The sequence below is a fragment of the Trinickia diaoshuihuensis genome (assembly GCF_003390925.1).
Taxonomy (GTDB): domain Bacteria; phylum Pseudomonadota; class Gammaproteobacteria; order Burkholderiales; family Burkholderiaceae; genus Trinickia; species Trinickia diaoshuihuensis.
The window spans coordinates 1-25,922 of the sequence record NZ_QUBS01000073.1; the positions used below are offsets into that span (position 1 = coordinate 1).

25 protein-coding genes and 1 riboswitch are annotated in these 25,922 nt (G+C 63.5%); of the genes, 11 read left to right on the forward strand and 14 right to left on the reverse strand.

The features are described 5' to 3' along the window. Positions 1–57: 57 nt before the first annotated feature. Positions 58–1,548 (reverse strand): B12-binding domain-containing radical SAM protein, encoded by a 1,491-nt coding sequence (locus DXT59_RS14630; protein ID WP_116137617.1) that lies wholly within the window; start codon positions 1,546–1,548, stop codon positions 58–60. A 365-nt stretch (positions 1,549–1,913) separates the two neighbouring features. On the opposite strand from DXT59_RS14630, the gene DXT59_RS14635 reads away from it, so the two are divergent. The 4 genes from DXT59_RS14635 to DXT59_RS14650 all read left to right on the forward strand — a co-directional run bounded on the left by DXT59_RS14635 (position 1,914) and on the right by DXT59_RS14650 (position 4,643). After that, entirely contained in the window at positions 1,914–2,765 is an 852-nt protein-coding gene (locus DXT59_RS14635; protein WP_116137618.1) for a formate/nitrite transporter family protein, read from the forward strand. Positions 2,766–2,898: 133 nt separating this feature from the next. After that, entirely contained in the window at positions 2,899–3,594 is a 696-nt protein-coding gene (locus tag DXT59_RS14640) for a phosphatase PAP2 family protein (RefSeq protein ID WP_116137619.1), read from the forward strand. Positions 3,595–3,677: 83 nt separating this feature from the next. Then, a riboswitch (Fluoride riboswitch) is annotated at positions 3,678–3,740 on the forward strand. 83 nt (positions 3,741–3,823) lie between these two features. Then, positions 3,824–4,210 (forward strand): fluoride efflux transporter CrcB, encoded by a 387-nt coding sequence (gene crcB, locus DXT59_RS14645; RefSeq protein ID WP_116137620.1) that lies wholly within the window; start codon positions 3,824–3,826, stop codon positions 4,208–4,210. 100 nt (positions 4,211–4,310) lie between these two features. Further along, a complete protein-coding gene (locus DXT59_RS14650; protein WP_116137621.1) occupies positions 4,311–4,643 on the forward strand; it encodes a DUF190 domain-containing protein in 333 nt (110 codons plus the stop codon). A gap of 25 nt (positions 4,644–4,668) precedes the next feature. Here DXT59_RS14650 and DXT59_RS14655 read toward each other — a convergent pair whose 3' ends face one another. The 3 genes from DXT59_RS14655 to DXT59_RS14665 all read right to left on the reverse strand — a co-directional run bounded on the left by DXT59_RS14655 (position 4,669) and on the right by DXT59_RS14665 (position 6,647). Continuing rightward, entirely contained in the window at positions 4,669–5,232 is a 564-nt protein-coding gene (locus DXT59_RS14655; protein ID WP_116137622.1) for a YggT family protein, read from the reverse strand. 106 nt (positions 5,233–5,338) lie between these two features. After that, positions 5,339–5,656: an EthD family reductase gene (locus tag DXT59_RS14660; protein WP_116137623.1), complete on the reverse strand. Its 318-nt coding sequence runs from the start codon at positions 5,654–5,656 to the stop codon at positions 5,339–5,341. Between the two features lie 70 nt (positions 5,657–5,726). Beyond that, entirely contained in the window at positions 5,727–6,647 is a 921-nt protein-coding gene (locus DXT59_RS14665; RefSeq protein WP_116137624.1) for a Rossmann-like and DUF2520 domain-containing protein, read from the reverse strand. Positions 6,648–6,906: 259 nt separating this feature from the next. Here DXT59_RS14665 and DXT59_RS30625 point away from each other — a divergent pair, with 259 nt between their 5' ends. Then, positions 6,907–7,068 carry a hypothetical protein gene (locus tag DXT59_RS30625; RefSeq protein ID WP_162878086.1) on the forward strand — a complete coding sequence of 54 codons (162 nt, stop codon included), beginning with the start codon at positions 6,907–6,909 and terminating at the stop codon, positions 7,066–7,068. A gap of 301 nt (positions 7,069–7,369) precedes the next feature. Next, on the forward strand, positions 7,370–7,660 hold the full coding sequence (locus DXT59_RS14670; RefSeq protein ID WP_116137625.1) for a hypothetical protein: 291 nt from the start codon (positions 7,370–7,372) through the stop codon (positions 7,658–7,660). Between the two features lie 125 nt (positions 7,661–7,785). Here DXT59_RS14670 and DXT59_RS14675 read toward each other — a convergent pair whose 3' ends face one another. Genes DXT59_RS14675 through DXT59_RS14685 form a run of 3 tightly spaced genes read right to left on the reverse strand, consistent with a single transcriptional unit; the run spans position 7,786 to position 11,204 of the window. Continuing rightward, positions 7,786–8,454 (reverse strand): LysE family translocator, encoded by a 669-nt coding sequence (locus DXT59_RS14675; RefSeq protein ID WP_116137626.1) that lies wholly within the window; start codon positions 8,452–8,454, stop codon positions 7,786–7,788. 51 nt (positions 8,455–8,505) lie between these two features. After that, a complete protein-coding gene (locus DXT59_RS14680) occupies positions 8,506–9,582 on the reverse strand; it encodes an asparaginase (protein WP_205417431.1) in 1,077 nt (358 codons plus the stop codon). A 47-nt stretch (positions 9,583–9,629) separates the two neighbouring features. Beyond that, positions 9,630–11,204 carry a UbiD family decarboxylase gene (locus DXT59_RS14685; protein WP_116137627.1) on the reverse strand — a complete coding sequence of 525 codons (1,575 nt, stop codon included), beginning with the start codon at positions 11,202–11,204 and terminating at the stop codon, positions 9,630–9,632. Between the two features lie 605 nt (positions 11,205–11,809). Here DXT59_RS14685 and DXT59_RS14690 point away from each other — a divergent pair. Continuing rightward, the gene (locus DXT59_RS14690; RefSeq protein WP_116137628.1) at positions 11,810–12,943 is read left to right on the forward strand and encodes a transglycosylase SLT domain-containing protein; all 1,134 of its coding nucleotides are present in this window, start codon (positions 11,810–11,812) and stop codon (positions 12,941–12,943) included. Between the two features lie 74 nt (positions 12,944–13,017). On the opposite strand, the gene DXT59_RS14695 is transcribed toward DXT59_RS14690, so the two are convergent. The 7 genes from DXT59_RS14695 to DXT59_RS14725 all read right to left on the reverse strand — a co-directional run bounded on the left by DXT59_RS14695 (position 13,018) and on the right by DXT59_RS14725 (position 20,598). Then, on the reverse strand, positions 13,018–14,211 hold the full coding sequence (locus tag DXT59_RS14695; RefSeq protein WP_116137629.1) for a pyridoxal phosphate-dependent aminotransferase: 1,194 nt from the start codon (positions 14,209–14,211) through the stop codon (positions 13,018–13,020). Between the two features lie 79 nt (positions 14,212–14,290). Continuing rightward, positions 14,291–14,728 (reverse strand): transcription antitermination factor NusB, encoded by a 438-nt coding sequence (gene nusB, locus DXT59_RS14700; protein ID WP_116137630.1) that lies wholly within the window; start codon positions 14,726–14,728, stop codon positions 14,291–14,293. Continuing rightward, complete coding sequence (gene ribH, locus DXT59_RS14705) at positions 14,725–15,237, reverse strand: 6,7-dimethyl-8-ribityllumazine synthase (protein ID WP_116137631.1); 513 nt, start codon at positions 15,235–15,237, stop codon at positions 14,725–14,727. The genes nusB and ribH overlap by 4 nt, the downstream gene beginning before the upstream one ends. Before the next feature lie 47 nt (positions 15,238–15,284). After that, positions 15,285–16,415 (reverse strand): bifunctional 3,4-dihydroxy-2-butanone-4-phosphate synthase/GTP cyclohydrolase II, encoded by a 1,131-nt coding sequence (gene ribBA / locus DXT59_RS14710; protein WP_116137632.1) that lies wholly within the window; start codon positions 16,413–16,415, stop codon positions 15,285–15,287. Positions 16,416–16,526: 111 nt separating this feature from the next. After that, a complete protein-coding gene (locus DXT59_RS14715) occupies positions 16,527–18,083 on the reverse strand; it encodes a tetratricopeptide repeat protein (protein ID WP_116137633.1) in 1,557 nt (518 codons plus the stop codon). A 109-nt stretch (positions 18,084–18,192) separates the two neighbouring features. Continuing rightward, positions 18,193–19,395, reverse strand: a complete 1,203-nt coding sequence (locus DXT59_RS14720; RefSeq protein ID WP_116137634.1) for an ammonium transporter — start codon at positions 19,393–19,395, stop codon at positions 18,193–18,195. Positions 19,396–19,665: 270 nt separating this feature from the next. Next, positions 19,666–20,598, reverse strand: coding sequence for a DMT family transporter (locus DXT59_RS14725; protein WP_116137635.1), 933 nt, complete (start codon positions 20,596–20,598; stop codon positions 19,666–19,668). Positions 20,599–20,691: 93 nt separating this feature from the next. Here DXT59_RS14725 and DXT59_RS14730 point away from each other — a divergent pair, with 93 nt between their 5' ends. The 4 genes from DXT59_RS14730 (at position 20,692) to DXT59_RS14745 (ending at position 25,870) form a co-directional block, all read left to right on the forward strand. Beyond that, positions 20,692–21,609 carry a LysR family transcriptional regulator gene (locus DXT59_RS14730; protein WP_116137636.1) on the forward strand — a complete coding sequence of 306 codons (918 nt, stop codon included), beginning with the start codon at positions 20,692–20,694 and terminating at the stop codon, positions 21,607–21,609. Between the two features lie 80 nt (positions 21,610–21,689). Next, positions 21,690–23,378, forward strand: a complete 1,689-nt coding sequence (locus tag DXT59_RS14735; protein ID WP_116137637.1) for a purple acid phosphatase family protein — start codon at positions 21,690–21,692, stop codon at positions 23,376–23,378. Positions 23,379–23,794: 416 nt separating this feature from the next. Then, positions 23,795–25,339, forward strand: coding sequence for an alpha-L-arabinofuranosidase B (locus DXT59_RS14740; RefSeq protein ID WP_116137638.1), 1,545 nt, complete (start codon positions 23,795–23,797; stop codon positions 25,337–25,339). Between the two features lie 87 nt (positions 25,340–25,426). Continuing rightward, positions 25,427–25,870, forward strand: coding sequence for a VOC family protein (locus DXT59_RS14745; RefSeq protein WP_116137639.1), 444 nt, complete (start codon positions 25,427–25,429; stop codon positions 25,868–25,870). The last annotated feature ends 52 nt before the right edge of the window (positions 25,871–25,922 follow it).

Consider the following 25,922-nt stretch of genomic DNA (forward strand, 5'->3'; position numbering starts at 1 on the left):
GACGATCGGCCGGTTCAGCAGAAACTCGCCGCTTGAAATCGATCGCCGTCAATTTGTTCATACACCACTATTGACGTTAGCTCCTTCGCGGTCGAAGATATCCACATGTCGGTAACGGTTGGCTATGTCTTGCCTCAATTGTGTGTCGCCTATGTTCAGCCCGAGGCGCTTCGCGATGACCTCTGCGTCGTCGGGATGGGTCAGGTAGTGGAAGTCTTTCGATCCGGGCTCAGGTGATAGCAATTCGATGTCGGCGCTGACAATCACATCGCGTCCTGCCTCGAGGAACGCTGCATAAGTGGCGACATTTTCCTCGAGCAGGCTTTCGTTCATACCGAGATGCCCCAGTACGAATCCCGCCTTGATCACCACGCCATGCTTTCGAGCATTACTCAGCGCACGCAAATTCGCATCGTACATTCTCTGTGCCGCTGCTGCCGGGTCCCTATTCCGAAGCGGTTTGTTCAGTGCCTGCAGTGACCGCGCTGCACCCGCATCGACGCCCACGAATAGGATTCGGAAGCCGATATGGCGCATCGCCTTCAGGACTTGCTCTTTTTCCATCCCGTCAGCCCGTGCATAACCGACGAGCACCGGGCGTGAATCGGGCGGCAATGCCCGCCACCAAGCCGGGGGGGATTCCGCCATATCCAATATTAACCGGGCGAACGTCAGCGGTAGCTCGTCGGCAGTGACATACAAGTAGTCGTAACCGGCCTCCCAGGCCTGGCGAATGGCGATCCACGCCTGCTCGGCCGGCAGTTCGTTCTTCCACACGCCGCCGTATTGGATGGTGCAGAACGAACATGCATCGTCGCCGCTGAACTTGATACACCCGCGCCCGATTTCGACCGGAACGCCTTTGTGCACGCGCCGGCCCGTCAATGCCAAGATCCGCTGCCCTAGCCGGCGGTTGAAGTTCTTGGTGTAAATTGGGCTATGCGGTAACGTGCGATCGATCAGGTTGTAATCGATAACCCGATTCACGTCTTCGCGTATCTCCGGGTCGTAGACGATTCGGTCGGATTCCCAATGGACCAGTCCAGGATAGATGCCGTCCGCGCGAGTGTGCTTCCTGGCGAGAAGGTATTGCGCAAGACTTGAATAAACGTCGTTGCCGACAAAACCGCAATCGATCAATGTTCGATGCCGCACCAGAATCTGATTGCTTACTGCGGTAAAGTGATCGTTACCCAGTATGATCGCAATGTCTGGGTCGATTTCCTTGACGGCCGTCGCGATGCGAATGGCTGACTCGTAATTGGCCGTGATCGTACTCAAGCATACAGCCAGCGTTCGGGCAGCTCTGTCCCGGATCGCGGAGAGGATGTCCGGCAGGGCGTGGACCACGCCGTCGATGTATCGACTCTCAAGACGCGTCGTCGAATTTATATACGAGGCGAGCGATAAGATGCCGAGATGTGGGAAATTGGCCCAATCGGTGTGTTGAGTGCCCTTGGAAACAATGATGCCATTCGAGTCGTACGTATTCAGGTCGTTGCTATTTGGAGGGTTGATAAAGAATACGTCTGTACGCGCTTCGTTCATGAAGTCGCCCTCTTGATAATTCGCTAAGTCGTGGCTTGAATTGGTTGCTAATGGAGTGGTGCAGAGATTGCTGTACGATAAAAATAAAATAGAATGCATTAATTAATTATACGAATAAGCTATCAAATCATGAGCTACCAAATCTGGTGGTTTCGAATGTTTGATTGATGCTTATGGAATAAGCCGTTGCGTCCTCTTATCTAATCCACCGTTCACTGCGCGCGGCCCGAAAAGGCCCTTTGCGGGCATCGTGCTTGCGCCGCGACATCGAACCCCGCCCGAGCCGGTTTGCCGCCCCGCAGCCGGGAATGCGCCGATGCCCGCATCGGTTACCGCACCAAGACGCATCAGAAAGGAAAACGGTTATGTCCGAGCCTCAAGCGGGCGCTGAGTCGCCGCACCTCGACGCCGGTCAGCGCGAGCAGGCCGCGAGCCATTCGACGCCTCATCCGCTCGTCATCCATGAAGTCGTGCGCGAGGAAGGTGAGGCGGCCATGGAGCGCACCTTCTCGGCGCTCATGTGGTCCGCGCTTGCCGCGGGCATGTCGATGGGCTTTTCGTTCCTTGTTCAAGCGATGCTCGAAAGTGCGTTACCGCAGACGAGTTGGCGGCACTTGCTCACGAGCCTCGGCTACACCATCGGCTTCGTATTCGTCATACTCGGACGACAGCAACTCTTTACCGAAAGCACGCTGACCGCGGTGCTCCCCGTGCTCGTGCGCCGCGATCTGAAGACCGTGGGCAAGACGTTGAGGCTTTGGGCGATCGTGCTGTTCTTCAACCTCGTCGGTACGACCATCTTCGCGGCGATGTTGCAGTTCAAGGAAGTCTTTCCGCCCGACGTCACGGCGTCGCTCGTCAACGTGGCGCACGCGCCGTTCGCCGCGGGGTTCGCCGTCACAATCGAGCGCGCCGTATTCGCCGGTTGGCTCATCGCCCTGATGGTGTGGCTCTTGCCGAGCGCGCGTTCGGCGCGCCTGCTCACGATCTTGCTCGTGACGTATACCGTGGGCGTGAGCCGGCTCACGCACGTCATCGCGAGTTCGGCCGAGGCGGCCTACGCCGTGATGGTGGGCGTGGCCCCCGTGTCCGATTACTTCCTCGTTTTTCTGTTGCCGACGCTGATCGGCAACGTGATCGGCGGCGTGTCGTTAGTGGCCATCGTCAACCACGCCGCTATCGCGCCGGAGATCGTCGATGAGCGCCGGCGAGACTGAGCGGTGACAAACTAAAGACGATTTTTTTAAATTTTCGTGAATATTTTTTGTGGGAGGGTGTTCGATGCTTCCCCCGCGTCGGGACGCAATGGGGTGGGGAACGCTCGAATCGAACACGTAGGAGAAGGACGTAGTGAACGGCTTCGACCATGCAGTTTTGACTTTCTTGACGCAACACGCGTTTCACGCCGCTTTCATCAACCGCGCCATCCGGGCGATGACGGAGTTTTACACCATCAAAGGGCTCGTGTTGATCACGGGGATCTGGTGGATATGGCTTGCACCGAGCCGGCAGGGCAAATCGAACCGCGAGATGGTGATCGCGACGGTCGTGAGCGGCTTGCTCGCGCTGCTCGTCGGCAGGTTGATGGCCCATTACCTGCCGTTCAGGATCAGACCGATCGACGACCCCAGCGTGCATCTGCATTTTCCCGAAGCGACGCACACGGAATCCACGCTGCGGTTCTGGAGTTCTTTCCCGAGCGACCACGCGATGATGTGGGGCGCGATTGCAACGGGCATCTTTCTCGTCTATCGCTTCGTCGGTCTATTGGCGCTGCTTTATACGGTGCTGTTTATCCTGCTTCCTCGCGTCTATCTCGGGCTGCATTACCCCACGGACGTCGTCACGGGCTTGGTGCTCGGCTTCGCTTTGACATGCTTGATGACGCGCCCCGTCGTCCGCGAACGGGTCGCCGCGCCGATTTTGCGCTGGATCGAGCGGTTTCCCGCGCCGGGTTATACGTTTGCATTCATCCTGTGCTTTGAGATGATCACCCAGTTCGACGATCTCCGAGTCGCGACCGACGCCATCAGGAAGGCGCTCTGAGCCAAGGCGCCATATTGCGTCTCCCGGCTCGAACCCCTAAAGTATCGAGTCGTTGCGCTGCCGGGATTCGCCTATTCGTCCCGGCGCGCACGGGAGATGGCATTCCTCCTTGAACCGCCCCTTGGGCTGATGATGCCTACCATTCCCGAGCCGGAATCGGTAGGCGTTCGCTCGCTCGGCGCCGCCTTCCGGTTCGATTAAAAACACGATACGAACCTGGACCTCCGTTGTGATTTACTCGATTCTCTCCATTTTTATCGGCGCCGGCTTGGGTGCATTGCTGCGCTGGGCGCTGAGCCTGGGCTTGAATGCCGTATTTCCCGCTATCCCGCTCGGCACGCTCGCATCCAACCTCATCGGCGGTTTCCTCATCGGTATCGCGGCCGTGTTTTTTACGGTAAAGGCCGGATTGCCGCCCGAATGGCGACTATTCGTCATCACAGGTTTCATGGGCGGATTGACGACGTTTTCCACGTTCTCTGCGGAAGTGGTCACCGCGCTCGCACAAGGTCAACTGGGCTGGGCGCTGGCCGAAGCCGCCGTGCACCTCGTCGGTTCGTTCACGCTGACGGCGCTCGGGATGTGGATGGCCCGGATCTGGCTGATCGCGGCGTAAGGCAGGGGGCGCGCACGGTTCGAGGAAGGCGCGGCCGTTGTAGCGGCGCTCGGGGCGAGGGAGAATCGAGAGCAACGCCACCTCAGCGTTTGGAGGCTTTATGCAAGCCGAGCAATGCGTGCTGTTGCGCTTCTACCTTCATGAGAATCACCGGCTGAAGGGCAAGCTGCTGTGGGAATGGTTGCTTTGCTGCGCGAAGGAACTAGGCATCATGGGCGGCTCGGCGTTCCGAGCCATGGCCGGCTACGGCGCGCATCGCGTGTTGCATGAAGACCGGTTTTTCGAGTTGCAGGGCTCGTTGACGGTCGAGGTGGAGTTTCTCGCCACCGAGGCACAGGCCCGGCAACTGATCCACGTGGTCGCGCAGGAGAAGGTGCGCGCCGTTTATACGGTGATTCCGGCCACGTTCGGCGTCATGGGGCCGGACACGTGACCGGAGGGCGGCGAGCCGCCGGTGATCAGATTCCGAATAGCGTCAGCGACACGGCCAGCCGCGTGACGACCATCAGCAAGACCTGCACGATGACGAACAGCAGGATCGGCGATAGGTCGATGCCGCCGAGATTGGGAATCACGCGCCGCAGCGGATTCAGAAACGGCGCGGTTAGCTGATACAGAATCGGCATCGCGGGCGAGTGCGGATTGAGCCATGACAGCAACGCCATCAAAATCGTCAGCCAGATGACGAGATTGAGCGCCCATTTGACGAGCGTCAGCACGGCGACGATCGCAATGATGGGGGCCGCCGCAAGCGGATCGACGCCTGCGATCGCCACCATGGCGACAACGTAGACGATTGCCGCGAGCAGCGCCGCGACGATGCTCGCGACGTCCACGCGCCGGGCGTTGGGCAACGCGCGTCTGAGCGGCAGCACGAGCCAGTTCGTCGCCTGGAAGATGGCGTTCGACACGGGGTTGTACGGCGGCAGGCGTACGACCTGCATCCACGCGCGCAAAATCAGCGCGGCGCCGAACAAGGTGAAAACGGTATTGAGCAGAAAACGGGCGATATCCCCGAACATCTTCGATCCTTTCCTTCTTTGAGTGTCCTGCGCGGTATGCCCCGCACGGGTGCATGCCGTCGAAACGACTAGCCGGCGCGCGCGGCGCCGGTCAAACGGTCAACGGTCAAACGTTTATCACCGCCTCGCTGATCAAAATCTGCGGGACGCTGTCGGTGTAATTCGGGATGTCGGCGACGAGCTCCGCCGCGACCGGTTCGAACACCTGCTTAAACGCTTCGACTGAATCGAACAGAAAGTGACCGGCCGCCACGAAGCCCGGCGCCGAGTTCGGCTCGCCGCCGCCCAACCCTCTGTCGACGGACCATCCCTTCAGCGCCGATCCGAAATGCTTGGCCGCGAGCGGCATATGCCGCGTGCAATAGTACTCGACGTCGAAACGGACGTTTTCTCGATACGGATAGAGGATACTGACCTTGATCATTTTTGCGTTCTCGTCAGGTTATTGAATCGAGCCGGCGGCTCGACGGCGCCGGTCGTCACCATATCACGGCTTACGACGCGCTCGCACCTCGCGCGAACGCGCGCTCGAGCGTGGCTTGCGTCACATCGCTCATGGCATCGAGCGACGGCGGCGGGTGCTCGCGACGGCGTGCCAGCGAAAGGGCGCGGCGTGTCATCAGCGCGTAGAGCATCGCATGGTCCGCTCCAAGCGATTCGAACGAAGCCAACTGGCGCTCGAGCAGCGCTGCGTCGCCGCGCGAAACGGGACCCGCCAGTGCGCCGACGAGGCCCTTCGCGCGTGCCGCCTGCACGGTGCCCCCGAGCATGGGCAGCAGCGCTCGCAGCGTTTGCGCTTCGTCGAACCCTAGCGTGCGCCAAATGTCGGCCGCTTCGGCCAGAGCGGCCAGAGCGAAGCTCGCCGCGTAATGCGCCGCGCCGTGATAGAGCATCCGGTGTGCCCCCGCCAGCGTCAGGACCGCGCAGCCCAGCGCGCGCGCGAGCGCGCCAAGCAGGGCGGCCAGCTCCGGGTCCGCTTCCACGGTGATGGAGCAGCCGGCGATCCGTTCGACATCTGCTTCGTCGCCGCTAAACAAGTAAAGCGGGTGGAAGCCGCCGATCCGCGCGCCTTGCGCGTGTGCGCCGGCCAGCACGTCGACGCTCGTCGCTCCGCTGCAATGAACGAGTGCGATCGAGTCTTGTCGACCCGTGGCGAAATGGAGACTGTTGGCGATCGTACCGATGTTGTCATCGGGAACCGCTAAAAAGATAACGTCGGCGTTGTCCACGACGGCTTGCGCATCGGCCACCGCGCGGCAGTGCGGGAGGGCGGCGGCGAGTTGCGCGGCGGAGTGCGGCGAGCGCGAGGTCACCGCCTGCACCGCGTAGCCCGCCCGCGCGAAGCCCGCGGCCAGGCATCTGGCTAGACGGCCCGCGCCGATGAATCCGAGTCGAGGAGTAGCTGAAAGCGGCATGGTCAAACGGGACGAGACGCGTACGTGTCTCGTCCGACCGTAGTGACGAAGCCGCCAGTATCGCGCATCGGCGCCCGCGTGGGATGACCCGATGCGCATACATTGTCGCGTGCCGTTCCGCAACGGGGGTTCGTGCCGATTCTCGCCGATGCGTTTCGGCGTGGTATTAAAGAGGCGCGGCCTGGCGTCTCACAGGCGGCACCGGAGGTACGCGTTTCGTTCTTCGCTCTTGCGTCGCAGCCATGCATGGGAGGTCACGATGAACGTTTTTTCATACCGTAAGCATTTACGGTTTCTGAGCCGCGCTCAACGCCGGCTTTGGTGGGATCAAAAGAAGCGGCTGACGCCGCGCGTGAAAATAGGCGAAGCCTACGTGCCTCCGAGCATCACGCGCGAATTCACCTACGTAAAGGTCGGATGAGGTCGCCCGTGCGACTCGATCCGGGTGGGCGGGGCAACGGGCCTCGCCCGCCATTAATTTGTAATTAAACATTACCGACGATGGCCGGTCGCTCGCCGTTCGAGCGGTAAAAATTCACCCATCGTCCCGGCCGACCGGTGGTCGAGCCCGGTCCGCATGGTCCCTCAGCCCCGCCTGCATTGCAATTTGCAACAAATGCCGAGCCCGTTCGGGCCGCTTTTTCGATACATTCGAAGCGTAGGATGCAGTCGTGCCGCTTGATGAATTGGCGAGCCGGCCGCACATTCGCCAGAGGAACAGTATGAAAAAGCTCGCTTCGTTGATCGCCGTCGCAGCATTGAGCGCGGGGTTCGCCGCGACGGCGCAGGCGCACGTGTCGATCGGCGTCGGTATCGGCGTGCCGATCGCGCCGGCCTATCCGGTCTACGCGCCGCCGCCGCCCGTCTATTACGAGCCGCCGCCGCCCGTCGTCTATTCGCCCCCGCCCGTCTATTACGCACCGCCGCCGCCGGTCGTGGTCGGTGGCTATTGGGGAGGCGGCTACTACCACCATCGTTACTGGCATCATCATCCGTACTATCGCGGGTGGTAAGGGGCGGATGAACGCCGAGCGCTCGTGCGATGGCGCGAGCGGCGCATGATCTCCGACGGCGCAACGCCGGCTCTTCGCCGCGTTGCGCCGTCGGCGTTTACGGCACGTCTCTAAATCGATCCGTCTCAGATCGAGGCGCGTGCGGTGTGCGCGATCAAGTCGCGATAGCCGCCCACGATCACGCTATAGGACAAGTACGCGAACAGCAGCGCCGAGACGATGTGGCATCCGCGCAGCAACGAAGCGCCGGCCCGTTTGCGCCCCTGGCTCGCCAGCGTGCAAATGAAGACCGTCCATGCGAGTCCGCCCAGAAAGAAGCCGCCCAGAAATAACGATGCGGTGCTCGTGCTGGTCGCGCCGGCTTTGGCGATGAGCGCGCCGCCCACGGCGGCGAACCACAGAATGGCCGACGGCGAGGACATCGCCAGCGCCGCGCCGCGTGCGAACGCGTGCAAGGGGCTTGCCTCGGGTTCATCGGTGAGGCTTTGGGCGGCGGCGCGCGGCGGCGACAGCGCCTCGCGCGCCATTTTCCACGTCAAATAGAGCAGCATCGCGGCGCCCCCGAGCCATACGACCCAGCGCACGGTGTCGAATCGCAGCAGCGCCGACATACCCGCAAGCGCCAAGGTGGCATAAACGAGATCGCCGATGCAAGAGCCCAAGCCCAGCCAGAAGCCCGGCCGGAAGCCGTGCGAGAGCGTGCGGGAGAGAATCGCGACGTTCACGATGCCGATATCGAGGCACAACGATAGCGACAGAAAAAATCCGTTGGATAAAAGCGAGACCGGTTGCATGTCGGGTACGGCGAATGAATAAAAAATAGCGTTGAAGGCCGGCGCTCGCGTTTAGGCCATCTGGCGCGCGAGCGCGAGGTTGACTTCGATGCGCCCGACCTCCAGCCCCACGGTGTTTTGGATCGAGGGGGCTCGGAAGCGATCGAGTTGGGCGCGTTGCGCCGGCGTGCCGATCCCGAGTTGATGAAGCAGTTCGGTGACGACGGCGGTCAGAATCGCGCCGTTGCCGTCTTCGACCTTCGCCGCGACGCCGATCGGCCCGTCGACGTCCGCGACGCCATGCGCGCCGGCGCGTACCCCGAGCCCATAGCTGCCTTCGGCGCCCACTTTCCCGACGACGTTGCCGTCGAACGCGCTCATCAACGCGGTGCAAAAGCGGCCTTCCCCGGCCACGAGTTCGGGGTGCGCCGTCATCGCGCGATAGATGCGCGCGAGCGCGACTTCGCGCGGCGCCGTGGCCTCGCTGTCCGACACGGTGCGATCGGCCGCGGCGGCTAGCTTGGCGAACAGGCGCGCGAGCCCTTCGAGCGCGAAGCTCGGGGTCGGCAAGTTGCAGCCGTCGATGCCCCAGGCGATTTCACCTTCGTCTAGTTCGACCAGCTCGGCCATCGCGCGCTTCACGCGCTGCTGCAAAGGGTGGTCGGCAAGTTCGTAATCTTTCGTCTGCTGCCCGATGGCCAGGGCCGCCGCAAGCATGCCGGCATGCTTGCCCGAACAGTTGCTGCAAACCGGCGTCGGCACGAAGTCGCGCTTGATCCAGTCGCGCTGGACCGCTTCGGAGATCGCCGGATGCCCGCCGCAGCGCATCTGCGCTTCGGTTACGCGCGCCTTCGCGAGCATGGCCCGCGCGCGGGCGATATGGCGTTCCTCGCTGCTATGCGAGGCGCACATCAGCGCAAGGTCCGCGTCGTCGAAGCCGAAACGCTCCAGCGCGCCGGTTTCCAACACCGCCAACGCTTGCGCGGGCTTGACGGCCGAACGCGGCAGCGTCAGGCGCCGTGGGTCGCCGTAGGCGTACAGCAAGCGGCCGCGCCCGTCGACGACGGCGACGTGCACCTGATGCCGGTTCTCGACGGCGGGTCCACGATAGGTCGTGACGGCGGCTTGGAAGGCGGGCGAAGCGGTCATGATCGGCATCATCCTCGAAGGTTCACGATAGCGGGCATGCCGCGGAGCTAGCGGCCCAGTCCGAGGCGTTCGTACAATGCGTCGATGCGCGTTTTCACGGCGGCATCCATCGCGATGGGGCGGCCCCATTCCCGGTCTGTCTCGCCGGGCCACTTGTTGGTCGCGTCGAGCCCCATCTTCGAGCCGAGGCCCGCTACCGGGGAGGCGAAGTCGAGATAATCGATCGGGGTCCGGTCGACGAGCACGGTATCGCGCACCGGATCGACGCGCGTGGTAATGGCCCAGATCACCTCTTTCCAGTCGCGCACGTCGACGTCTTCGTCGACGACGACGATGAACTTCGTATACATGAATTGGCGTAAGAAGCTCCACACGCCGAACATCACGCGTTTGGCGTGTCCGGCGTAGCTCTTCTTCATCTGGACGATCGCCATCCGGTAGCTACAGCCTTCGGGCGGCAAATAAAAATCGGTGATCTCCGAAAACTGCTTTTGCAACAGCGGCACGAACACTTCGTTCAGCGCGACGCCGAGCATGGCGGGCTCGTCGGGCGGCTTGCCGGTATAAGTGGAGTGATACACGGCGTCGCGGCGCATGGTGATGCGCTCGACGGTGAACACAGGAAACCACTCCTGCTCGTTGTAGTAGCCCGTGTGGTCGCCGTACGGCCCTTCGAGCGCGTGTTCATAACGGGCCGTCGCGTTTTGCGACGGGCGGGGAGGAGCGCCCGCCGGCAACGCGCCGGGCTCGCCTTCTTGCGGATAGATGAATCCTTCGAGGACGATTTCGGCCCGCGCCGGCACTTGCAACGTTTCGAGCCCCGGGGTCAGGCATCGCGCGAGTTCGGTACGCGCGCCGCGCAGCAGTCCCGCGAATTGATATTCCGACAAGGTGTCGGGCACCGGCGTGACCGCGCCGAGCATCGTGGCGGGATCGGCACCGAGCACGACGGCTACGGGGTAGGGCTTGCCGGGATTGGCCAGCGCGAATTCCCGAAAATCGAGCGCGCCGCCGCGATGCGCGAGCCAGCGCATGATGAGTTTGTTGCGGCCGATCAACTGCTGGCGGTAGATGCCGAGATTTTGGCGCGGCTTGTTCGGTCCACGCGTGACGGTCAGCCCCCAAGTAACGAGCGGGGCGGCGTCCCCGGGCCAGCAGGTCTGAATCGGCAACCGGGCCAGGTCGACGTCGTTACCTTCCCACACGATTTCCTGGCAAGGCGGCGAACTGACGGTCTTGGGCCCCATGTCCCACACCGCTTTGGCGAGCGAAAGCAGCTTGCCCGCATCCTTGAGGCCTTTCGGCGGTTCGGGTTCCTTGAGCGTGGAGAGGAGCCGGCCGACGTCGCGCAGCGAACGCAGCGCCGCGCCTTCCTCGGCGGCGGCGGTCTCGTCGATCCCCATCCCCAGCGCGATCCGGCGCGTCGTGCCGAACAGATTGCCGAGTACGGGAATCGCGTGCCCGGCCGGCGCATCGAACAGTAGCGCGGGCCCGCCGGCGCGCAGCACCCGATCGCACAATTCGGTCATCTCCAGCACCGGCGACACGCTTTCCGGCACGCGCCGCAGCTCGCCGAGCGCCTCGAGGCGGCCCATGAAGTCCCGCAAGTCCTTGTATTTCATAAGTTCGATCGTTGAGCTACCGGCGCTGAGCGTAGAAGTCGGCGCCGAACAGCCGACGATTTTACCTGCGCGCGGCAAGCAAGTTGATTGAAGGTCCGCATCGCAAAATGGTGGAAACGCGCATGGGGCATGGTTATCGGCCGTTTCAAGGCGTTCCTTAATTACATTTTGTTATGGGTTTGAGTTTTTGTAGCATTGACGATCTATAAAAGCCTGCTAGAATCCGTCCCACATTGGCTGCGGGGCCAAGCAGTTTGAGTAAGTTGACTGCCCTCGATCCAGCTCGCGACGCGAAGTATCGCGTCACCGTTCGCCGCCCTGCACGGCGCTTCAACGGTCTATTGGTCTATTAGTTGTCATCCGCCGGCGCGTTGACGCCGGCTTTGCGTGAGAGCCACTGTGCGCGTGTCCGATGGCATGCCGCCGGTCCTTTTGCTCCGATGTGGCTCTCCACACGGTCCACTGCTGCCACGCGCGGTAGGGTGCCGTATCCCGGCGTCGCCGCGGTCCCAACCAAGGCCCGCGACGCCTTGGCTCTCTCGATAAGGCGCTTCGTGCGCCGGTAGTCTCCATCGAGGCCGGGCCATGCTCAATGGGAGAACTGAATGAATACTTGGTTATCGTGGCGTTCCGAAGGCAGCTTAGGCGCGGCGGTGCGAGTTGCACTGCGCCGGGGAACGCGTGTCAGTCACCATCTGTTCAGCATCGTCGGCGTATGTGCCGTCCTCTGCGGTCTCGCGCTCTGGCTGCTGCCGACCGTGCGCGGCACGTTCGCGGCGCGCTTGATGCCGTTCATCGAGGCTGCCGTGCAAGCGGGTCCCGCGCGGCTGCTGAGCGGCCATCCGCTGCCCGGGTTCGGGCCGGCGGCGCCGGAAGGCTCCGACGAAGCGCCGACGCTCGACACCGCCCGTTACGACGGCGCGTTCGACGGAAGCGGCGCGAGCGGTCTGACGGTGGCCGCGACGCCCTCCACGGATCTGCATTTGCCGACGAGCGTTACGCCGTCGAACTTGTTCTTGCTGGCGAAGATGATTTCGTCGCAGCCGGTCTCGCCCGATGCGCGCGACGATCGCGTGCTCGTATCGGCGCGCGAGCAGGCGCTCGTGACCTCGTATTTGGCCAGACGCTACCACGTCGCTCAAGAGCCCGTCGGCGAACTCGTCAAAGCCGCGTTCGATACGGGCCGTCAAGTCGGGCTCGATCCGTTGCTGCTGCTCGCCGTCATGGCGATCGAGTCGGGCTTCAATCCGTATGCGGAGAGCGGCGTCGGTGCGCAGGGCCTGATGCAAGTCATGTCGAAAGTGCATTCGGACAAATTCCAGTACTTCGGCGGCCCGGCCGCGGCGCTGCAGCCCGCGGCGAACATTACCGTCGGCGCGGTCGTGCTGAAGGATTGCATCGCGCGCGGCGGTTCGCTCGCCGACGGCCTGCGCTTGTATGTGGGTTCGACCTCGCCGGACGACGGTGGCTACGGCGCCAAGGTGATGGCCGAGCGCGCACGCTTGCGCGACGTTGCACGCGGCCGCCAAGTGCCGATCAACGCGCCGCAAGCGCCCCAGGCGCCGCAAAAGCAAGTGGTGGTGGCCGCCAAGCGCGTGCAGGTGGCGCTCGAAAGCAATCATCCCGCTTCCGTGCAAGCCAAGGGCAGTGCGGCGAATTCGGCGACGGGCACATCGGACGACGACGCAACCAATACGAGCGCCGCCCACCATGGCGCCGCGACGGAACTCGGTGCGTAGCGCGTCTCGCGTCCCGATAAAAAAAGCACCCGCGTGGGTGCTTTTTTTTCGCGTCGAGCCGACGAAGCCGGCTGCTATCGTCCGAATAGCCGTGCCAGGCGTTCCACCGCTTCTTCGAGCGACGCGTAAGCCGTCGCATACGACAAGCGAATGTAATCGCGCGGCGCATGCCGGCCGAAGTCGAGCCCAGGAACGAGGACGACCCCCGCTTCGTGGAGCATGGCCTTCGTGAGCGCCGCGCTGTCGCCGGCCGCCGGATGCGAGACGCCGCGGCAATCCGCGTAGACATAGAACGCGCCGTCGGGGTGAACCGGCACCTTGAAGCCGAGCCTTTCCAGCGCGGGCACGATGAAATCGCGCCGGCGCTTGAATTCGAGGCGCCGCCCCTCGTAGATGCCGATCGTCTCGGGCTCGAAGCAGGCGAGCGCCGCATGTTGCGCGAGGGCCGATGCGCAGATGAACAGATTCTGCGCGAGCTTTTCGAAGGCGTCGACCATCGACGGCGGCACGACGAGCCAGCCGAGGCGCCAGCCCGTCATGTTGAAGTACTTCGAAAAGCTGTTGACGGTGACCACATCGTCGCCGAACGACAGCGCCGATACGGGGCGCGCGTCGTACGAGAGTCCCTGGTAGATTTCATCGACGATCGTGAAGCCGCCGCGTGCGCGTACCGCTTTGACGATGCGTTCGAGCTCGGCCGGCTCGATCGAGGTGCCGGTGGGATTCGACGGCGATGCCAGCAGCACGCCGCGCGTTTGCTCGCCCCACAGGCGTTCGATGTCGGCGGCCGTCAACTGGAACCGCTCCGCCGGTCCGCTCGGCACGAGCACGGGTTTGCCTTCCATCGCCGCGACGAAATGGCGGTTGCACGGATAGGACGGATCGGGCATGAGCACTTCGTCGTCGCGATCGACGAGCGCGGCGCAGGCGAGCAGCAAAGCCGCCGATGCGCCGGCCGTGATGACGATGCGCGCCGGATCGACGACGAGCCCATAAGTGCGCTGGTAATAAGCGGCGATCGCTTCGCGCAGCGGTGCGATGCCGAGCGCGCCCGTGTATTGCGTGACGCCGCGCCGCAACGCCTGCGCGGCGGCCTCGACGACGGGCTCCGGCGCCGTGAAATCGGGCTCGCCGATCCCCATATGGATAATGTGGCGCCCCGCCAATTCGAGCTGCCGTGCTTCCTTGGCCAGCTCCATGACGTAGAACGGAGCGATGGCGTCTACACGCGACGCAAGCTTCGTGAGCGGTTCTGCAGCGATGTTCATTCTAAGGGCCTGTTGTTCCGGATCCGATCGGCGCGGCCGCGGGTCACGCGTCCGCGCGAGCGAAACGGCAGGCGAGGGTTCACCGGTTGGTTCGCCCCGCCTGCGATTCGGTGGCACGCAGCTTCAACGCGAGCTTATCGAGCACCCCGTTGACGTACTTATAGCCGTCCGAGCCGCCGAACGTCTTCGCGAGTTCGACGGCTTCGTTAATGACGACGCGATACGGAATTTCCACGTGATGCTTGAATTCGAACGCGGCCACGAGCAGCACGGCTCGCTCGACGGGCGAAAGCTGTTCGATCGGCCGATCGAGGCAAGGCGCGAGCTCGGCAGAGAGTTCGGCGTTATCGCGGATCACCCCGTGCAGCAATGCATCGAGGTGCTCCTGATCGGCTTTGTCGAACCCTTGCGCCCCACGCAATTGGGCGTCGATCTCACCGGCGGGCGCACCCGACAGCAGCCACTGATACAACCCCTGCGTGGCTAGTTCGCGGGAACGTCGGCGGGCGCTCTTCATGCCTCGTCCTCTTGCTCTTCGTCCTCATCCTCGTCTTCGTCGCCACCCAATTGTTCGAGCGCGACCGACAAGTTCGCCATTTCGACGGCGACGCGCGCGGCGTCGCGGCCCTTTTCGGTCATGCGCGCGACGGCTTGTTCGTCGGTTTCCGTCGTCAGCACGCCGTTGGCGACGGGAATGCCGAAGTCGAGTGCGATGCGCGAGACACCGGCGCCGCTCTCGTTCGAGACGAGTTCGAAATGATAGGTTTCGCCGCGGATCACGGCGCCGAGCGCGATCAACGCATCGAACTGGCCGCTTTCGGCGAGCTTTTGCAGCGCGAGCGGGATTTCGAGTGCGCCCGGCACGCTGACGAGCAGCACGTCTTCGCCGGCCACGCCAAGGCGCTCGAGTTCTTCGACGCAGGCATCGGCCAGCCCGTTGCAGACCGGTTCGTTGAAACGCGATTGCACGATGCCGACACGCAGGCCGTCACCGTCGAGGTTCGGTTGGTATTGTCCGATTTCCATAAGAGGTCCGTAGAAAGTAGATAAGAAGCGCTAGGTGCTGCGGGCGATTATGCGCCAGGCCGCACGGGTGCGCCCGGCATCGGCACGAAACCCGTCACTTCGAGGCCGTAGCCCGACATGCTGCCGAGGCGGCGGGGGTTCGACAACACCTGCATTTTGCCGACGTTCAACTCGCGCAGAATTTGCGCGCCGACGCCGTAAGTCTTGAAATCGACCGGCCGGCGTTTCAGTTGGGCCGCTTTCTCCTGCTCGTCGAACGCCTTGAAGACGTCGATGAGGTGATCCTTGCTGTCGCTGCAATTGAGCATGACGACGACGCCGAGGTCGCGCTCGGCGATTTCCTTCATCGCGGCGTCGAGCGTCCACGAGTGCGTCGAGGTGCCCACTTCGAGCAGGTCGAGCACCGATAGCGGCTCGTGCACGCGCACGGGCGTCTCCCGGTCGGGCGAGGGCGTGCCGCGCACGAGCGCGAGATGAGGGGAGCCGCTCGGCTGGTCTTGGTACAAGATCGCGCGGAATGCGCCATGGGCCGTTTGCATCGTGCGCTCGGCCACGCGCGTGACGATGCACTCGGTGCGGCTGCGGTAATGGATCAAATCGGCAATGGTGCCCAGTTTCAAATTATGCTGCGCCGCGAATTCCATCAGGTCGGGCAGACGCGCCATCGTACCGTCGTCCTTGATGACTTCGCAGATGACGGCGGCGGGCGTGAGGCCGGCCAGCGCCGTCAGATCGCAGCCCGCTTCGGTGTGGCCCGCTCGCACGAGCACGCCGCCGGGTTGCGCCATGATCGGAAAGACGTGGCCCGGCTGCACGATGTGTTCCGCACGCGCATCGCGCGCCACGGCCGTGGCGATCGTGCGCGCGCGATCGGCCGCCGAAATGCCCGTGGTGACGCCCTCGGCCGCTTCGATGCTGACGGTGAACGCGGTACCGTACTGCGTGCCGTTACGGTAGGTCATGAGCGGCAAGTTCAATAGCTTGCAGCGCTCTTGCGTCAGCGTCAGACAAATGAGGCCGCGGCCGTAGCGGGCCATGAAATTGATCGCTTCCGGCGTGACGAAATCGGCCGCGAGGACGAGGTCACCTTCGTTTTCGCGATCTTCTTCGTCGACGAGGATCACCATCCGGCCGGCTTTGAGCTCGGCGATGATCTCGGGAGTGGAGGCGAGAGACATGTCGTTGGGAATGTTCGGGAAAGCGCGTATTTTACGCCACGCGGGGCGGCACGGGCCGCGCGGATCGCGCGCATGAGCACGGAGCGTACCCGCGCGGGTGCGCGGGCGAGCTCAGGCGGGCGCGAGGAACGATTCGAGCGCGGCTCGAACCTCGGAGATGACGCTCGTCCAGTCGCCGCGCGCCGGCTGCCGGAATAAGCGGGCGCTCGGGTACCACGCGCTGTCGGACCGGTCCAGCAGCCAGCGCCAATCGGGCATGTACGGCAGCAGCACCCAGACGGGTTTGCCGAGCGCTCCGGCCAAATGCGCGACCGCGGTATCGACGCAAATCACGAGGTCGAGCTCCGCGATAAGGGCCGCGGTGTCCGCAAAGGTTTGGAGACCGCCGGCCGCCTCGGCGATGTGCGCCGTGTTCGCCAACGTTGCTTGGTCGCCCTCGCGCACCTCCTTCACGAGCGAGACGAAGCTTGCGCCGGCATCGAAGAGCGGCGCCCAATCGGCGAGCGCCATTGAGCGGGCTCGATCGTTGACGTGGGTCCGGCTGCCGCTCCAAGCGATGCCCACGCGCACCGGCGGGCGCGCGCCGGCCAGGCGCTGCCGCCACCGCTCGCGCAGCAAGTCATCGGCTTGTAGATAAGGCTCGGCGGGAATCGGGTGTCGATGCGCCCCCAGCGCGTGCGGCAGACTCATCAGCGGACAGTGATGGTCGAAGGGCGGCACGTCCTCGCTCGCGCCGATGACGCGATCGGTCCCGGGAAATCCCTTGAGCAGCGGCAGCAGCGGATCCTGCACGCGCAATACGATGCGTGCACCCGTCGCGGCGAGCCAGGGAACGTAGCGCACGAATTGAAGCGTATCGCCGAAGCCTTGTTCGCTATGCACGAGCAGCGTTTTCCCGTCGAGCGGGACTTCTCCGAGCCACGGGCGCTCGCCGAACTCGGGCTGTTGACCGCCGTCGAGCCAACGCCATTCGTACTCGCGCCAGCCATGCTCGTATTCGCCGAGCAACAAATTCGTTTGAGCGCGATTCGTGCGCGCACCCGCATCGTTGGGGGCGATTTGCAATGCTTTCTTGAAGGCGCGCAACGCCTCGTCGAATCGGCGCTGATCGCGCAGCGCCACGCCTAGATTGACGTAAGCCGCGGCGCTATCGGGTTTCAATTCGATCGCTTGGCGGTACTGCGCGATCTCGTCGTCGAAGCGCCCAAGCAGGCCGAGCGTGCGGCCGATGTTGTACGGAATCTGCCACGCGCGCGGATTGAGCGCGCGCGCCCGGGTCAACACATCGAGCGCCTGCTCGTATTGACCCAGTTCCGAATACGACCTGCCGGCTGCGAGCAAGGCGTCGACGCTGCGGGGCGCCAGCTCCAATAGCCGCGCGAGCAGGTCGATTGCGCGGGCATGGCGTCCCGCCGCTCGATGGGCTGCCGCGGCATTGGCGAAGCGCTCGGGGCTTGGCGGCAGGGCGGCTAACGCGCGGTCGAAGTAGTCCGCCGCCAACGCGGCATCGCGCCGATGGGCCGCGACATAGGCGAGCCCTTCCAGGGCATCGCCCTGGGCGGCGTCGATTGCGAGAATCTCATGCAACAGGGGCTCGGCCGAATCGTACCGGCCCGCGCGGAAATGCTGTTGCGCCGCTTGGAGCAGTGCGGCAATCGATGAACTCATCGCGTGGTGGCAGGCTATGGAGGCGCGTATTTTACGTCACGCCGGGCGGCGCGCTCGAACTCGGACGAGCAACGGCGCCACGTTCGCCCACGAGGCCTTCGCATTGGGCTCAGACGACCGTTTCGCGCTCCGGCGTCGCGCTGATTTTGTGCAGCGACAAGTCGGCGCCGTCGAACTCGCTTTCGTCGTCGAGGCGAATGCCCACCGTTGCGCGCAAGAGGCCGTAGACGAGCGCGCCGCCGGCCGTTGCGACGACGATCGCGGCCAGGGTGCCGATGATCTGCACGATCAGCGAGACGCCGCCCGCGCCGCCGAGCGCCTTCAAGCCGAATACGCCGGCCGCGATCCCGCCCCATGCGCCGCACAACCCGTGCAGCGGCCAGACGCCCAGCACGTCGTCGATCCGCCAGCGGTTCTGCACGATCGTGAACATATACACGAACAGCACGCCGGCGATCGCGCCGGTCACGAGCGCGCCGATCGGATGCATGATGTCCGACCCGGCGCACACGGCAACGAGTCCAGCGAGCGGGCCGTTGTAGGCGAAACCGGGATCGTTGCGGCCCGCGAGCCAGGCCGCCAGGGTGCCGCCGACCATTGCCATGAGGGAATTCACGGCGACGAGACCGCTGATCTTGTCGATCGTTTGCGCGCTCATGACGTTAAAGCCGAACCAGCCCACGGCGAGCACCCACGCACCGAGCGCGAGAAACGGAATATTCGAAGGCGGGTGCGCGGCGATTCGTCCGTCGCGCTGATAACGGCCGCGGCGGGCGCCGAGCAGCAGCACGGCGGGCAGCGCCACCCAACCGCCGAAGGCGTGAACGACCACCGAGCCCGCGAAGTCGTGAAACTGCGCGCCGAGCGCGGCGTTAAGCCAGGTTTGCAGACCGAACCGATCGTTCCAAGCGATGCCCTCGAAAAACGGATAGACGAAACCGACGAGGATGAACGTCGCGCACAGTTGCGGATTGAACTTCGCGCGCTCGGCGATTCCGCCCGAGACGATGGCCGGGATGGCCGCGGCGAAGGTCAACAGAAAGAAGAAGCGCACGAGCGCGTAACCGTTGTGTTCTGCGAGCGTCGTGGCGTTGCCGAAAAACTGGACGCCGTACGCGATCGTGTACCCGATAAAGAAGTACGCGATGGTGGACACCGCGAAATCGACGAGGATTTTGACGAGGGCATTGACCTGGTTCTTCTTACGGACGGTGCCGAGTTCGAGGAACGCGAAGCCGGCGTGCATCGCAAGCACCATTCCGGCGCCCAGCAAGAGAAATAGCGTGTCGCTGCCCGACTTCAACTCATTCATAAGATCACTTGGCGCGCAAAAAATAGGCGCAAGAAGCAAGTCGCGTACCAAGTCGGTGAATTCGTGTTCCTGATGTGTGCAGGCGGCCGCCGCGAGGGGTGATTCACGCACCAGTGTGGTTCGTCGTAGCGATTCGGCGGTCGGGCCGTGGCGCACATAACAGGTGCGCTATATGCACATTGCTTGAGCATGCGCACCTTAACCGCGCATCGTTGCACCTCGGAGAACCGGGCCCTCACTTGGATGCGCCGGCTACGAGGCCGCGGTGCCCTATGCGACCTTGCGCGCAATTCGGCGCAACGTGCCGCCACCGATGCGCCAGCCGAGCGTGACGCCCAAACTCGCGACCACGATCAGTGCGACGCCCGCCACCTGCACAGGCGTCAGCGTCCGGTCATAGACCAGCCAGTCGACCAGTACCGCGGTCAACGGATAGATGAACTGCAACACGGCGATGACGGGTAGCCGCAGCTTGGGCACCGCACCGTAGATCAGCGCGTACGAAATGCCTGTGTGCACGATCCCTAGTCCGGCCAACCAGCCATACTGCGGTAGGCTCACATGGCTCAGCGCCGCCGTCGGCACGAGCCAAGGCAGCGCGATGACGCCGACGGCGCATTGAATCATCGTCAGCAGGTGCGGCCGCAGACCACCGAGTGCCTTGGCGATCAGCGTGACGCCGGCATAGAGAACGGAGGCGATCAAGGTGAAGGCGATGCCGGTGAGATACGCCTGATTCGCCGATAGCGTGCGCCATCCGATGCCCGCCGCCATGGCTAGGCCGATGAAGGCGAGGGCGATCCAGGAAATCCGCGCCGCACCGATGTGTTCGCGAAAGATCGCGGCGCCTAGGAGCACGACCCAAAACGGTTGCACATGGAAGACCACCGTGGATACGCCGATCCCCACACGTTCTAACGCGCCGAAGAAGAACACCCATTGCGAGACCATGAGCAGGCCGGAGAGCAGTGCGAGCCCCACTATGCGAGCGGTGTAGCGTTGGCTGCGGAAGTAACCCTTCCATCCGCAGTAGGCGGCCATCGTGGCGAGCCCGAACACGCATCGAAAGAAAACCGTCGTGATCGAGTCGAGTCCGGCCTGTTCGATGAACACGCCCATGGTGCCCATTAGGACCGCGGCGGCGGAAAAGCCGATCACGCCTTGGCGGGAAGGCGAGGCGGAGGAAAGAGTGGCGATTCGCATGACGGCTCCTAACTGGGGCCTCAGTATCGAAGACTTGATTCATCGACTCAAACGAATAAAACTTAGAGAACTCATCAAATCTGTTTATGAATTATGGCGCCCGACCTCGACTCCGACTTGCTCAGGACTTTTATCGCCGCCGCGGAACTGGGCAGCTTCACCAAGGCGGCCGAGGCGGTGTACCGCTCGCAGGCGGCTGTCAGCATGCAGATCAAGCGACTGGAAGGCGCGATGGGGACGCCCTTGTTCGTGCGCGACACTCGCAACCTATCGCTGACGCGCGCGGGCGAAACGCTGCTCGAGTACGCTCGGCGCATTCGTTCGTTGCAAGAGCAAGCTTGGGCCGCCGTGGCGCGGCCCGAGGTGGCGGGGCACGTGGTGCTCGGTAGCCCTGACGACTACATTTCGTCGTTGCTGCCGCCGGTCTTGCATCGGTTCTCCGCGATGTATCCGGCGGTGGAGATTACCGTCATCTGCGCGCAGAGCACGGCTCTGGCCCCTATGCTTGCCGACAATAGGATCGATCTAGCCTTCGTCACGCGGGATCCGAGCCTGCGCTTGAACGGCGATTTCATTCGGCGCGAGCCGGTGGAGTGGGTGAGCAAGCGGGACGAGTCGCGGCTCTGGCAGGCGCGTCCGCTGCCCGTCGCGCTTTACGAGCCGGGGTGCGCGGCCCGTGCACATACGGTCGCGGCGCTCGATCGCGCGGGCGTGCCGTATCGAGCGGCCTACAACAGCGCGAGCATGCTGGGCTTGCTTGCGGTGGTCGATGCGGGCTTGGCCGTGGCGGCGTTGGCGCGCTGCAGTATTCCCGAGCGGCTGAGCGTGCTCGCCGGGCGACACGGGCTGCCGGAAATCGAACCGCTCGACATCGTCGTGGCTCGAAGCGCCAAGTCGAACCGTCCCACGTGCGATTATCTGGCGGCTCGTATGCTGGAAGACCTGAGCCGGCCCGATCCGACCGTTTCGCCTCTCGAGCATGACATCGCGATCGAAGGCTCCCCGCGCTGACATCTAACGTTCATACCCGCCCGCTAGCATCCACGAGCTGCGGCGCGCTTGCGCCTTGCCCGATCAAAGGCCTAGACGATATGACGAAGAAGATCACACCCGATTCCTCATTGAACGCAACGAGCGCAGGCGTCTCGCGCCGGGGGTTTCTCAAGCTGGCGGGCGCGTCGGGATTTGCCGGCGCGGCGGGTGCGTTGACCGGTGCAGCGAAAGCGGCGGAGCCCAACACCGCGGCCGATGGTACGCCCGAGCAGATTCATTTGACGTGGGGCGACGATCCCGCGACGGAAGTGGTGATCTCCTGGGCATCGCAGGTGGCAGCGGTGCAGCCGCGTGTCACGGTCACCTCCGAGCACGGTCACAACAAAACCGTGCATGCGGTGCAGCGCACCTATACCGATGGGCTGAGCGGCGTCCCGGTGTTCTCCTATCATGCGCGCGTGTGCGACCTGAAGCCGGACGCGACTTACCGTTACGAAGTCACGGCCGATAACAGCAGCACCTTGGGGAGCCCATTCAGCGCGAGCTTCAAAACCGCGCCGCGCGGGCGCAAGCCCTTCCGCTTCACGAGTTATGGCGACCTCGCCACGCCCAATACGAATTGGGTGCTGTCATCGCCGCAAAGCCGCTTCGCGGTGGAGGCCGTCGAGCGCTTCCAACCGCTGTTTCATTTGCTGAACGGCGACTTGTGCTACGCGAACCTGAACCCCGCTCACCAGACGGACGTTTGGCGCGACTTCGCGAACAACGCGCAGACGTCTGCGGCGAACCGTCCTTGGATGCCGTGTCCGGGCAATCACGAACTCGAGTTCTACAATGGCGCGCAGGGTCTCGATTCGTATTTGACGCGCTATACGTTGCCCCAGAACGGCACCGCTTTCCCGGGACGTTGGTACGCATTCCAAGTGAGTTCGGTGTTGTTCATTTCGCTGGATGCCGACGACATCGTCTATCAGGACGCCGCGGCGTTCGTCGCGGGCCCGGCGCCTCTCGTGCCGGCGCCGAGCACCGGCAACGCGCCGATCGAGCCCGGCACTTCGCTGTACGTGCGCGGCTATAGCAACGGCGAGCAGACACGCTGGCTCGAAAAGACGCTGCGCCGAGCAGCCGAGAATCGCGACATCGATTGGATCGTCGTGCAGATGCACCAGGACGCGTTGACTTCCTCGAAAACCGGCAACGGTTCGGACAAAGCGCTGCGCGAGGCATGGTTGCCGCTGTTCGAGCGTTACGGCGTCGATCTCGTGCTGTGCGGGCACGATCACGACTACGAGCGCAGCTACCCGGTGTGCGGGTGTTTCCGCCACATGGGGACGGACGTTGCGACCGGCGAGCGCGTCGATACGCTGACGCCCCGGCCCGTGCGGCACGCGCAAGTGGGCGCCAACACGTTCGACATGACGCGCGGAACAATGCATTTGATCCTCGGCGGCGGCGGCACGAGCGCGCCGCTCGACGTGTATGGCGTCGATAGCGGCACCGGCAACCCGCAGGCGAAGGTGTTCACGAAACCGAACCGCCCGGTGCCCGGTACGAAGGAGGGGACGTTCGTCCGGGCGCCGGCCGATGCCGTCGAAGATGCCGTTTGGTCCGCGCAGCGCGACACAGGTACGGGCTACGGCATCGCGGTGTTCGACGTCGATCCGGGCGAGCATGGCGGGAGGACGACGATCACGATGAGCTACTATCACGCGCCCGGCGCGGACCAGACGCCGACGGGCAACTACGAACTCTTCGAAACGGTCACGCTGACGAAGCGGCGCCGTTGAGCAACCCGTTGGATGCCTCTCGACAAAAAATTCGACTTCTCCCGTTTTCGTTCTATAGTAAGACCATTCGTCGCCCTCGCGACTGACCGCGGCAGCGCGCGCGACGGATGCTCGACCGAGCAGCGGTACATGATGACAACAATACTGGGAGATATCGATGAGCAACGCGATTGTGGCCGTCCTTTGCATCCCCACCGAAATCCACCGTCATATCCCTGTGCCTGAGCCGACAGCGTCGTCGGCTTAGTCCTCCGAAGCCGCTCGGCTTCCCCCTTTCATTCCGAATTTTCCCGTCCGGTTGCGCTCGGCCCGATTTGTCCGGCCCATGTGAGCGTTCGTCCGCGCGGGGAAGGTTCGGCCAACGATTGGCCAATATAGCCATACTATTAATGGCATTGCCTAGAGGGATATTCGACATGAAGCATCAGTCATTACTGCGTCGCCTGTGGGTGACGATGGTTCTCGGATTGGCTTTTCTGTTCGTAGGCCCGACCGTTTCGATGGCTGCCTCGTTACCCTGCGATATTTATGCAAGCGGAGGGACGGCATGCGTTGCCGCGCACAGCACGACGCGCGCACTGTTCGCCAATTACGCCGGTCCGCTCTATCAGGTCAAGCGCGCCTCAGATAGCCAGGTGAAGGACATCGGGCTGCTGGCGAGAGGGGGATACGCAAAGGCGAGCGATCAGGACGCATTTTGTGCGGGGACGACTTGCATCATGACGGTCATCTACGACCAAACGGTGAACCATAACGACCTGACGATCGAACCGAAAGGCGGCAACGGCGGCGCGGACAACGGCGTGCCGGCCGATGCGTTGCCCGTCACCGCGGGCGGAACCAAGGTGTACGGTGCATCGTTTTCCGGGGTGATGGGGTACCGCAATGTCGCGACGATCGGCGTGGCGCGTAACGGCAGCCCCGAAGCGATGTACATGGTCACCTCGGGCACGCATTACAACAGCGCTTGCTGCTTCGACTACGGCAATGCGGAGACCTCGATCACCGATACCGGAAATGGCCACATGGACGCGATCAACTTCGGTAACGAGTGCTGGTTCGCGCCATGCAGCGGCAGCGGTCCTTGGGTACAAGCCGATCTCGAGAACGGGCTGTTCGAATCGGGGGCGGGGCCGAGCCAAGACTCCGCGAATACGGGCAACCCGGAGCCCTACGTCACCGCGATGCTGAAAAACGATGGGCAAAAGACATTCGCGTTGAAGTACGGCAATGCGCAGAGCGGCGCGCTCACGACGAGCTACTCGGGTGCGCTGCCCGCGAACGGCTACCAGCCCATGCATCAGGAAGGCTCGATCGTGCTTGGCACCGGGGGCGACAACAGCAACGGCTCGATCGGCTCGTTTTTCGAGGGCGTCATGACTGCGGGCGTGCCGAGCGATGCCGTCGATAATGCCGTTCAGGCCAACATCGTGAGCGTAGGGTACGGCGGTCCGACCTCGGCGGCGGGCACATTGGCCCAAGACTCGACGGTGTCGTTCAATGCGACCACGCCGTGCTGTACGACGCGTTATATCAGCCAGCAAAGCGGCGGCACAGCGCAAAGCGGCACCGTGGTGACGGCCGTGGTATCGAGTTCGAGTTCGGCTTCCATCGCGCAGGATTCGACTTGGATCGTTCGAGCCGGGCTAGCGGATGCGAGTTGCTACTCGTTCGAGTCGCGCGATTATCCGGGCGAGTTCATGCGCCACTACAACTTTCATGTGTATCGGCAGCCGATGGACGGCACGCAGCAATTCCGCGCGGACGCGACGTTTTGCGCGGAGGCGGGCAAGGATGGCCAAGGAACCTCGTTCCGCTCGTACAACTACCCGACACGGTACCTGCGCCACTACAACAACACGGTCTATATCAGCAGCGACGGCGGGACGAACGATTTCGACTCGGCGAACTCGTGGACCTACGATGTCAGTTGGCTCGTGACGACGCCTTGGGCACGCTAAGGTTCGGCGTCGCCGGAAATTGACTGGATCGGCCGAATGGCTATCTAATGGCTTGCACAATAACCGGCATGCGACCCGGAGGTAGCCATGGCCGACATCGAAGCGATCTATCCGTACCTGCGCGTGCGCGACGCCGCCCGAGCGCTCGAATTTTATGCGCGTGCTTTCGGCGGCGTCGAGCAGTTTCGCCTGACCGAGCCTAGCGGGCGCATCGGCCACGCCGAAATCACGATCGGTCCGGCGACGATCATGCTCTCCGACGAATTTCCCGAGCATGGAATACTCGCGCCCGCGGTCGACGCGGCGGCCGCCGTGCTGTTGCATATCCATTGCGAAGACGTCGATGCGCTGTTCGAGCGCGCGGTGAGCGCCGGCGCTTCCGTGATTCGGCCGCTTACCAATCACTTTTACGGCGAACGCTCGGCGACCGTTCGCGATCCGTTCGGCCATCAATGGATGCTGGGGCAGCAGATCGAGGCATTGACGCCCGAGGAAATGCAGCGCCGTTACACGGCGCTCTTCAACGCGTGACCTCGGACAAGTGAGGCAAGCGGGCGGTACGGGTGGCGCTAGCGCTTCGTCT

What these genes read in the sequence shown, in the direction of transcription:
- DXT59_RS14630 (WP_116137617.1), bottom strand. Translation starts at nt 1,548, where the DNA reads ATGAACGAAGCGCGTACAGACGTATTCTTTATCAACCCTCCAAATAGC.
- DXT59_RS14635 (WP_116137618.1), top strand. Translation starts at nt 1,914, where the DNA reads ATGTCCGAGCCTCAAGCGGGCGCTGAGTCGCCGCACCTCGACGCCGGT.
- DXT59_RS14650 (WP_116137621.1), top strand. Translation starts at nt 4,311, where the DNA reads ATGCAAGCCGAGCAATGCGTGCTGTTGCGCTTCTACCTTCATGAGAAT.
- DXT59_RS14655 (WP_116137622.1), bottom strand. Translation starts at nt 5,232, where the DNA reads ATGTTCGGGGATATCGCCCGTTTTCTGCTCAATACCGTTTTCACCTTG.
- DXT59_RS14660 (WP_116137623.1), bottom strand. Translation starts at nt 5,656, where the DNA reads ATGATCAAGGTCAGTATCCTCTATCCGTATCGAGAAAACGTCCGTTTC.
- DXT59_RS14665 (WP_116137624.1), bottom strand. Translation starts at nt 6,647, where the DNA reads ATGCCGCTTTCAGCTACTCCTCGACTCGGATTCATCGGCGCGGGCCGT.
- DXT59_RS30625 (WP_162878086.1), top strand. Translation starts at nt 6,907, where the DNA reads ATGAACGTTTTTTCATACCGTAAGCATTTACGGTTTCTGAGCCGCGCT.
- DXT59_RS14670 (WP_116137625.1), top strand. Translation starts at nt 7,370, where the DNA reads ATGAAAAAGCTCGCTTCGTTGATCGCCGTCGCAGCATTGAGCGCGGGG.
- DXT59_RS14675 (WP_116137626.1), bottom strand. Translation starts at nt 8,454, where the DNA reads ATGCAACCGGTCTCGCTTTTATCCAACGGATTTTTTCTGTCGCTATCG.
- DXT59_RS14680 (WP_205417431.1), bottom strand. Translation starts at nt 9,582, where the DNA reads ATGACCGCTTCGCCCGCCTTCCAAGCCGCCGTCACGACCTATCGTGGA.
- DXT59_RS14685 (WP_116137627.1), bottom strand. Translation starts at nt 11,204, where the DNA reads ATGAAATACAAGGACTTGCGGGACTTCATGGGCCGCCTCGAGGCGCTC.
- DXT59_RS14690 (WP_116137628.1), top strand. Translation starts at nt 11,810, where the DNA reads ATGAATACTTGGTTATCGTGGCGTTCCGAAGGCAGCTTAGGCGCGGCG.
- DXT59_RS14695 (WP_116137629.1), bottom strand. Translation starts at nt 14,211, where the DNA reads ATGAACATCGCTGCAGAACCGCTCACGAAGCTTGCGTCGCGTGTAGAC.
- nusB (WP_116137630.1), bottom strand. Translation starts at nt 14,728, where the DNA reads ATGAAGAGCGCCCGCCGACGTTCCCGCGAACTAGCCACGCAGGGGTTG.
- ribH (WP_116137631.1), bottom strand. Translation starts at nt 15,237, where the DNA reads ATGGAAATCGGACAATACCAACCGAACCTCGACGGTGACGGCCTGCGT.
- ribBA (WP_116137632.1), bottom strand. Translation starts at nt 16,415, where the DNA reads ATGTCTCTCGCCTCCACTCCCGAGATCATCGCCGAGCTCAAAGCCGGC.
- DXT59_RS14715 (WP_116137633.1), bottom strand. Translation starts at nt 18,083, where the DNA reads ATGAGTTCATCGATTGCCGCACTGCTCCAAGCGGCGCAACAGCATTTC.
- DXT59_RS14720 (WP_116137634.1), bottom strand. Translation starts at nt 19,395, where the DNA reads ATGAATGAGTTGAAGTCGGGCAGCGACACGCTATTTCTCTTGCTGGGC.
- DXT59_RS14725 (WP_116137635.1), bottom strand. Translation starts at nt 20,598, where the DNA reads ATGCGAATCGCCACTCTTTCCTCCGCCTCGCCTTCCCGCCAAGGCGTG.
- DXT59_RS14730 (WP_116137636.1), top strand. Translation starts at nt 20,692, where the DNA reads ATGGCGCCCGACCTCGACTCCGACTTGCTCAGGACTTTTATCGCCGCC.
- DXT59_RS14735 (WP_116137637.1), top strand. Translation starts at nt 21,690, where the DNA reads ATGACGAAGAAGATCACACCCGATTCCTCATTGAACGCAACGAGCGCA.
- DXT59_RS14740 (WP_116137638.1), top strand. Translation starts at nt 23,795, where the DNA reads ATGAAGCATCAGTCATTACTGCGTCGCCTGTGGGTGACGATGGTTCTC.
- DXT59_RS14745 (WP_116137639.1), top strand. Translation starts at nt 25,427, where the DNA reads ATGGCCGACATCGAAGCGATCTATCCGTACCTGCGCGTGCGCGACGCC.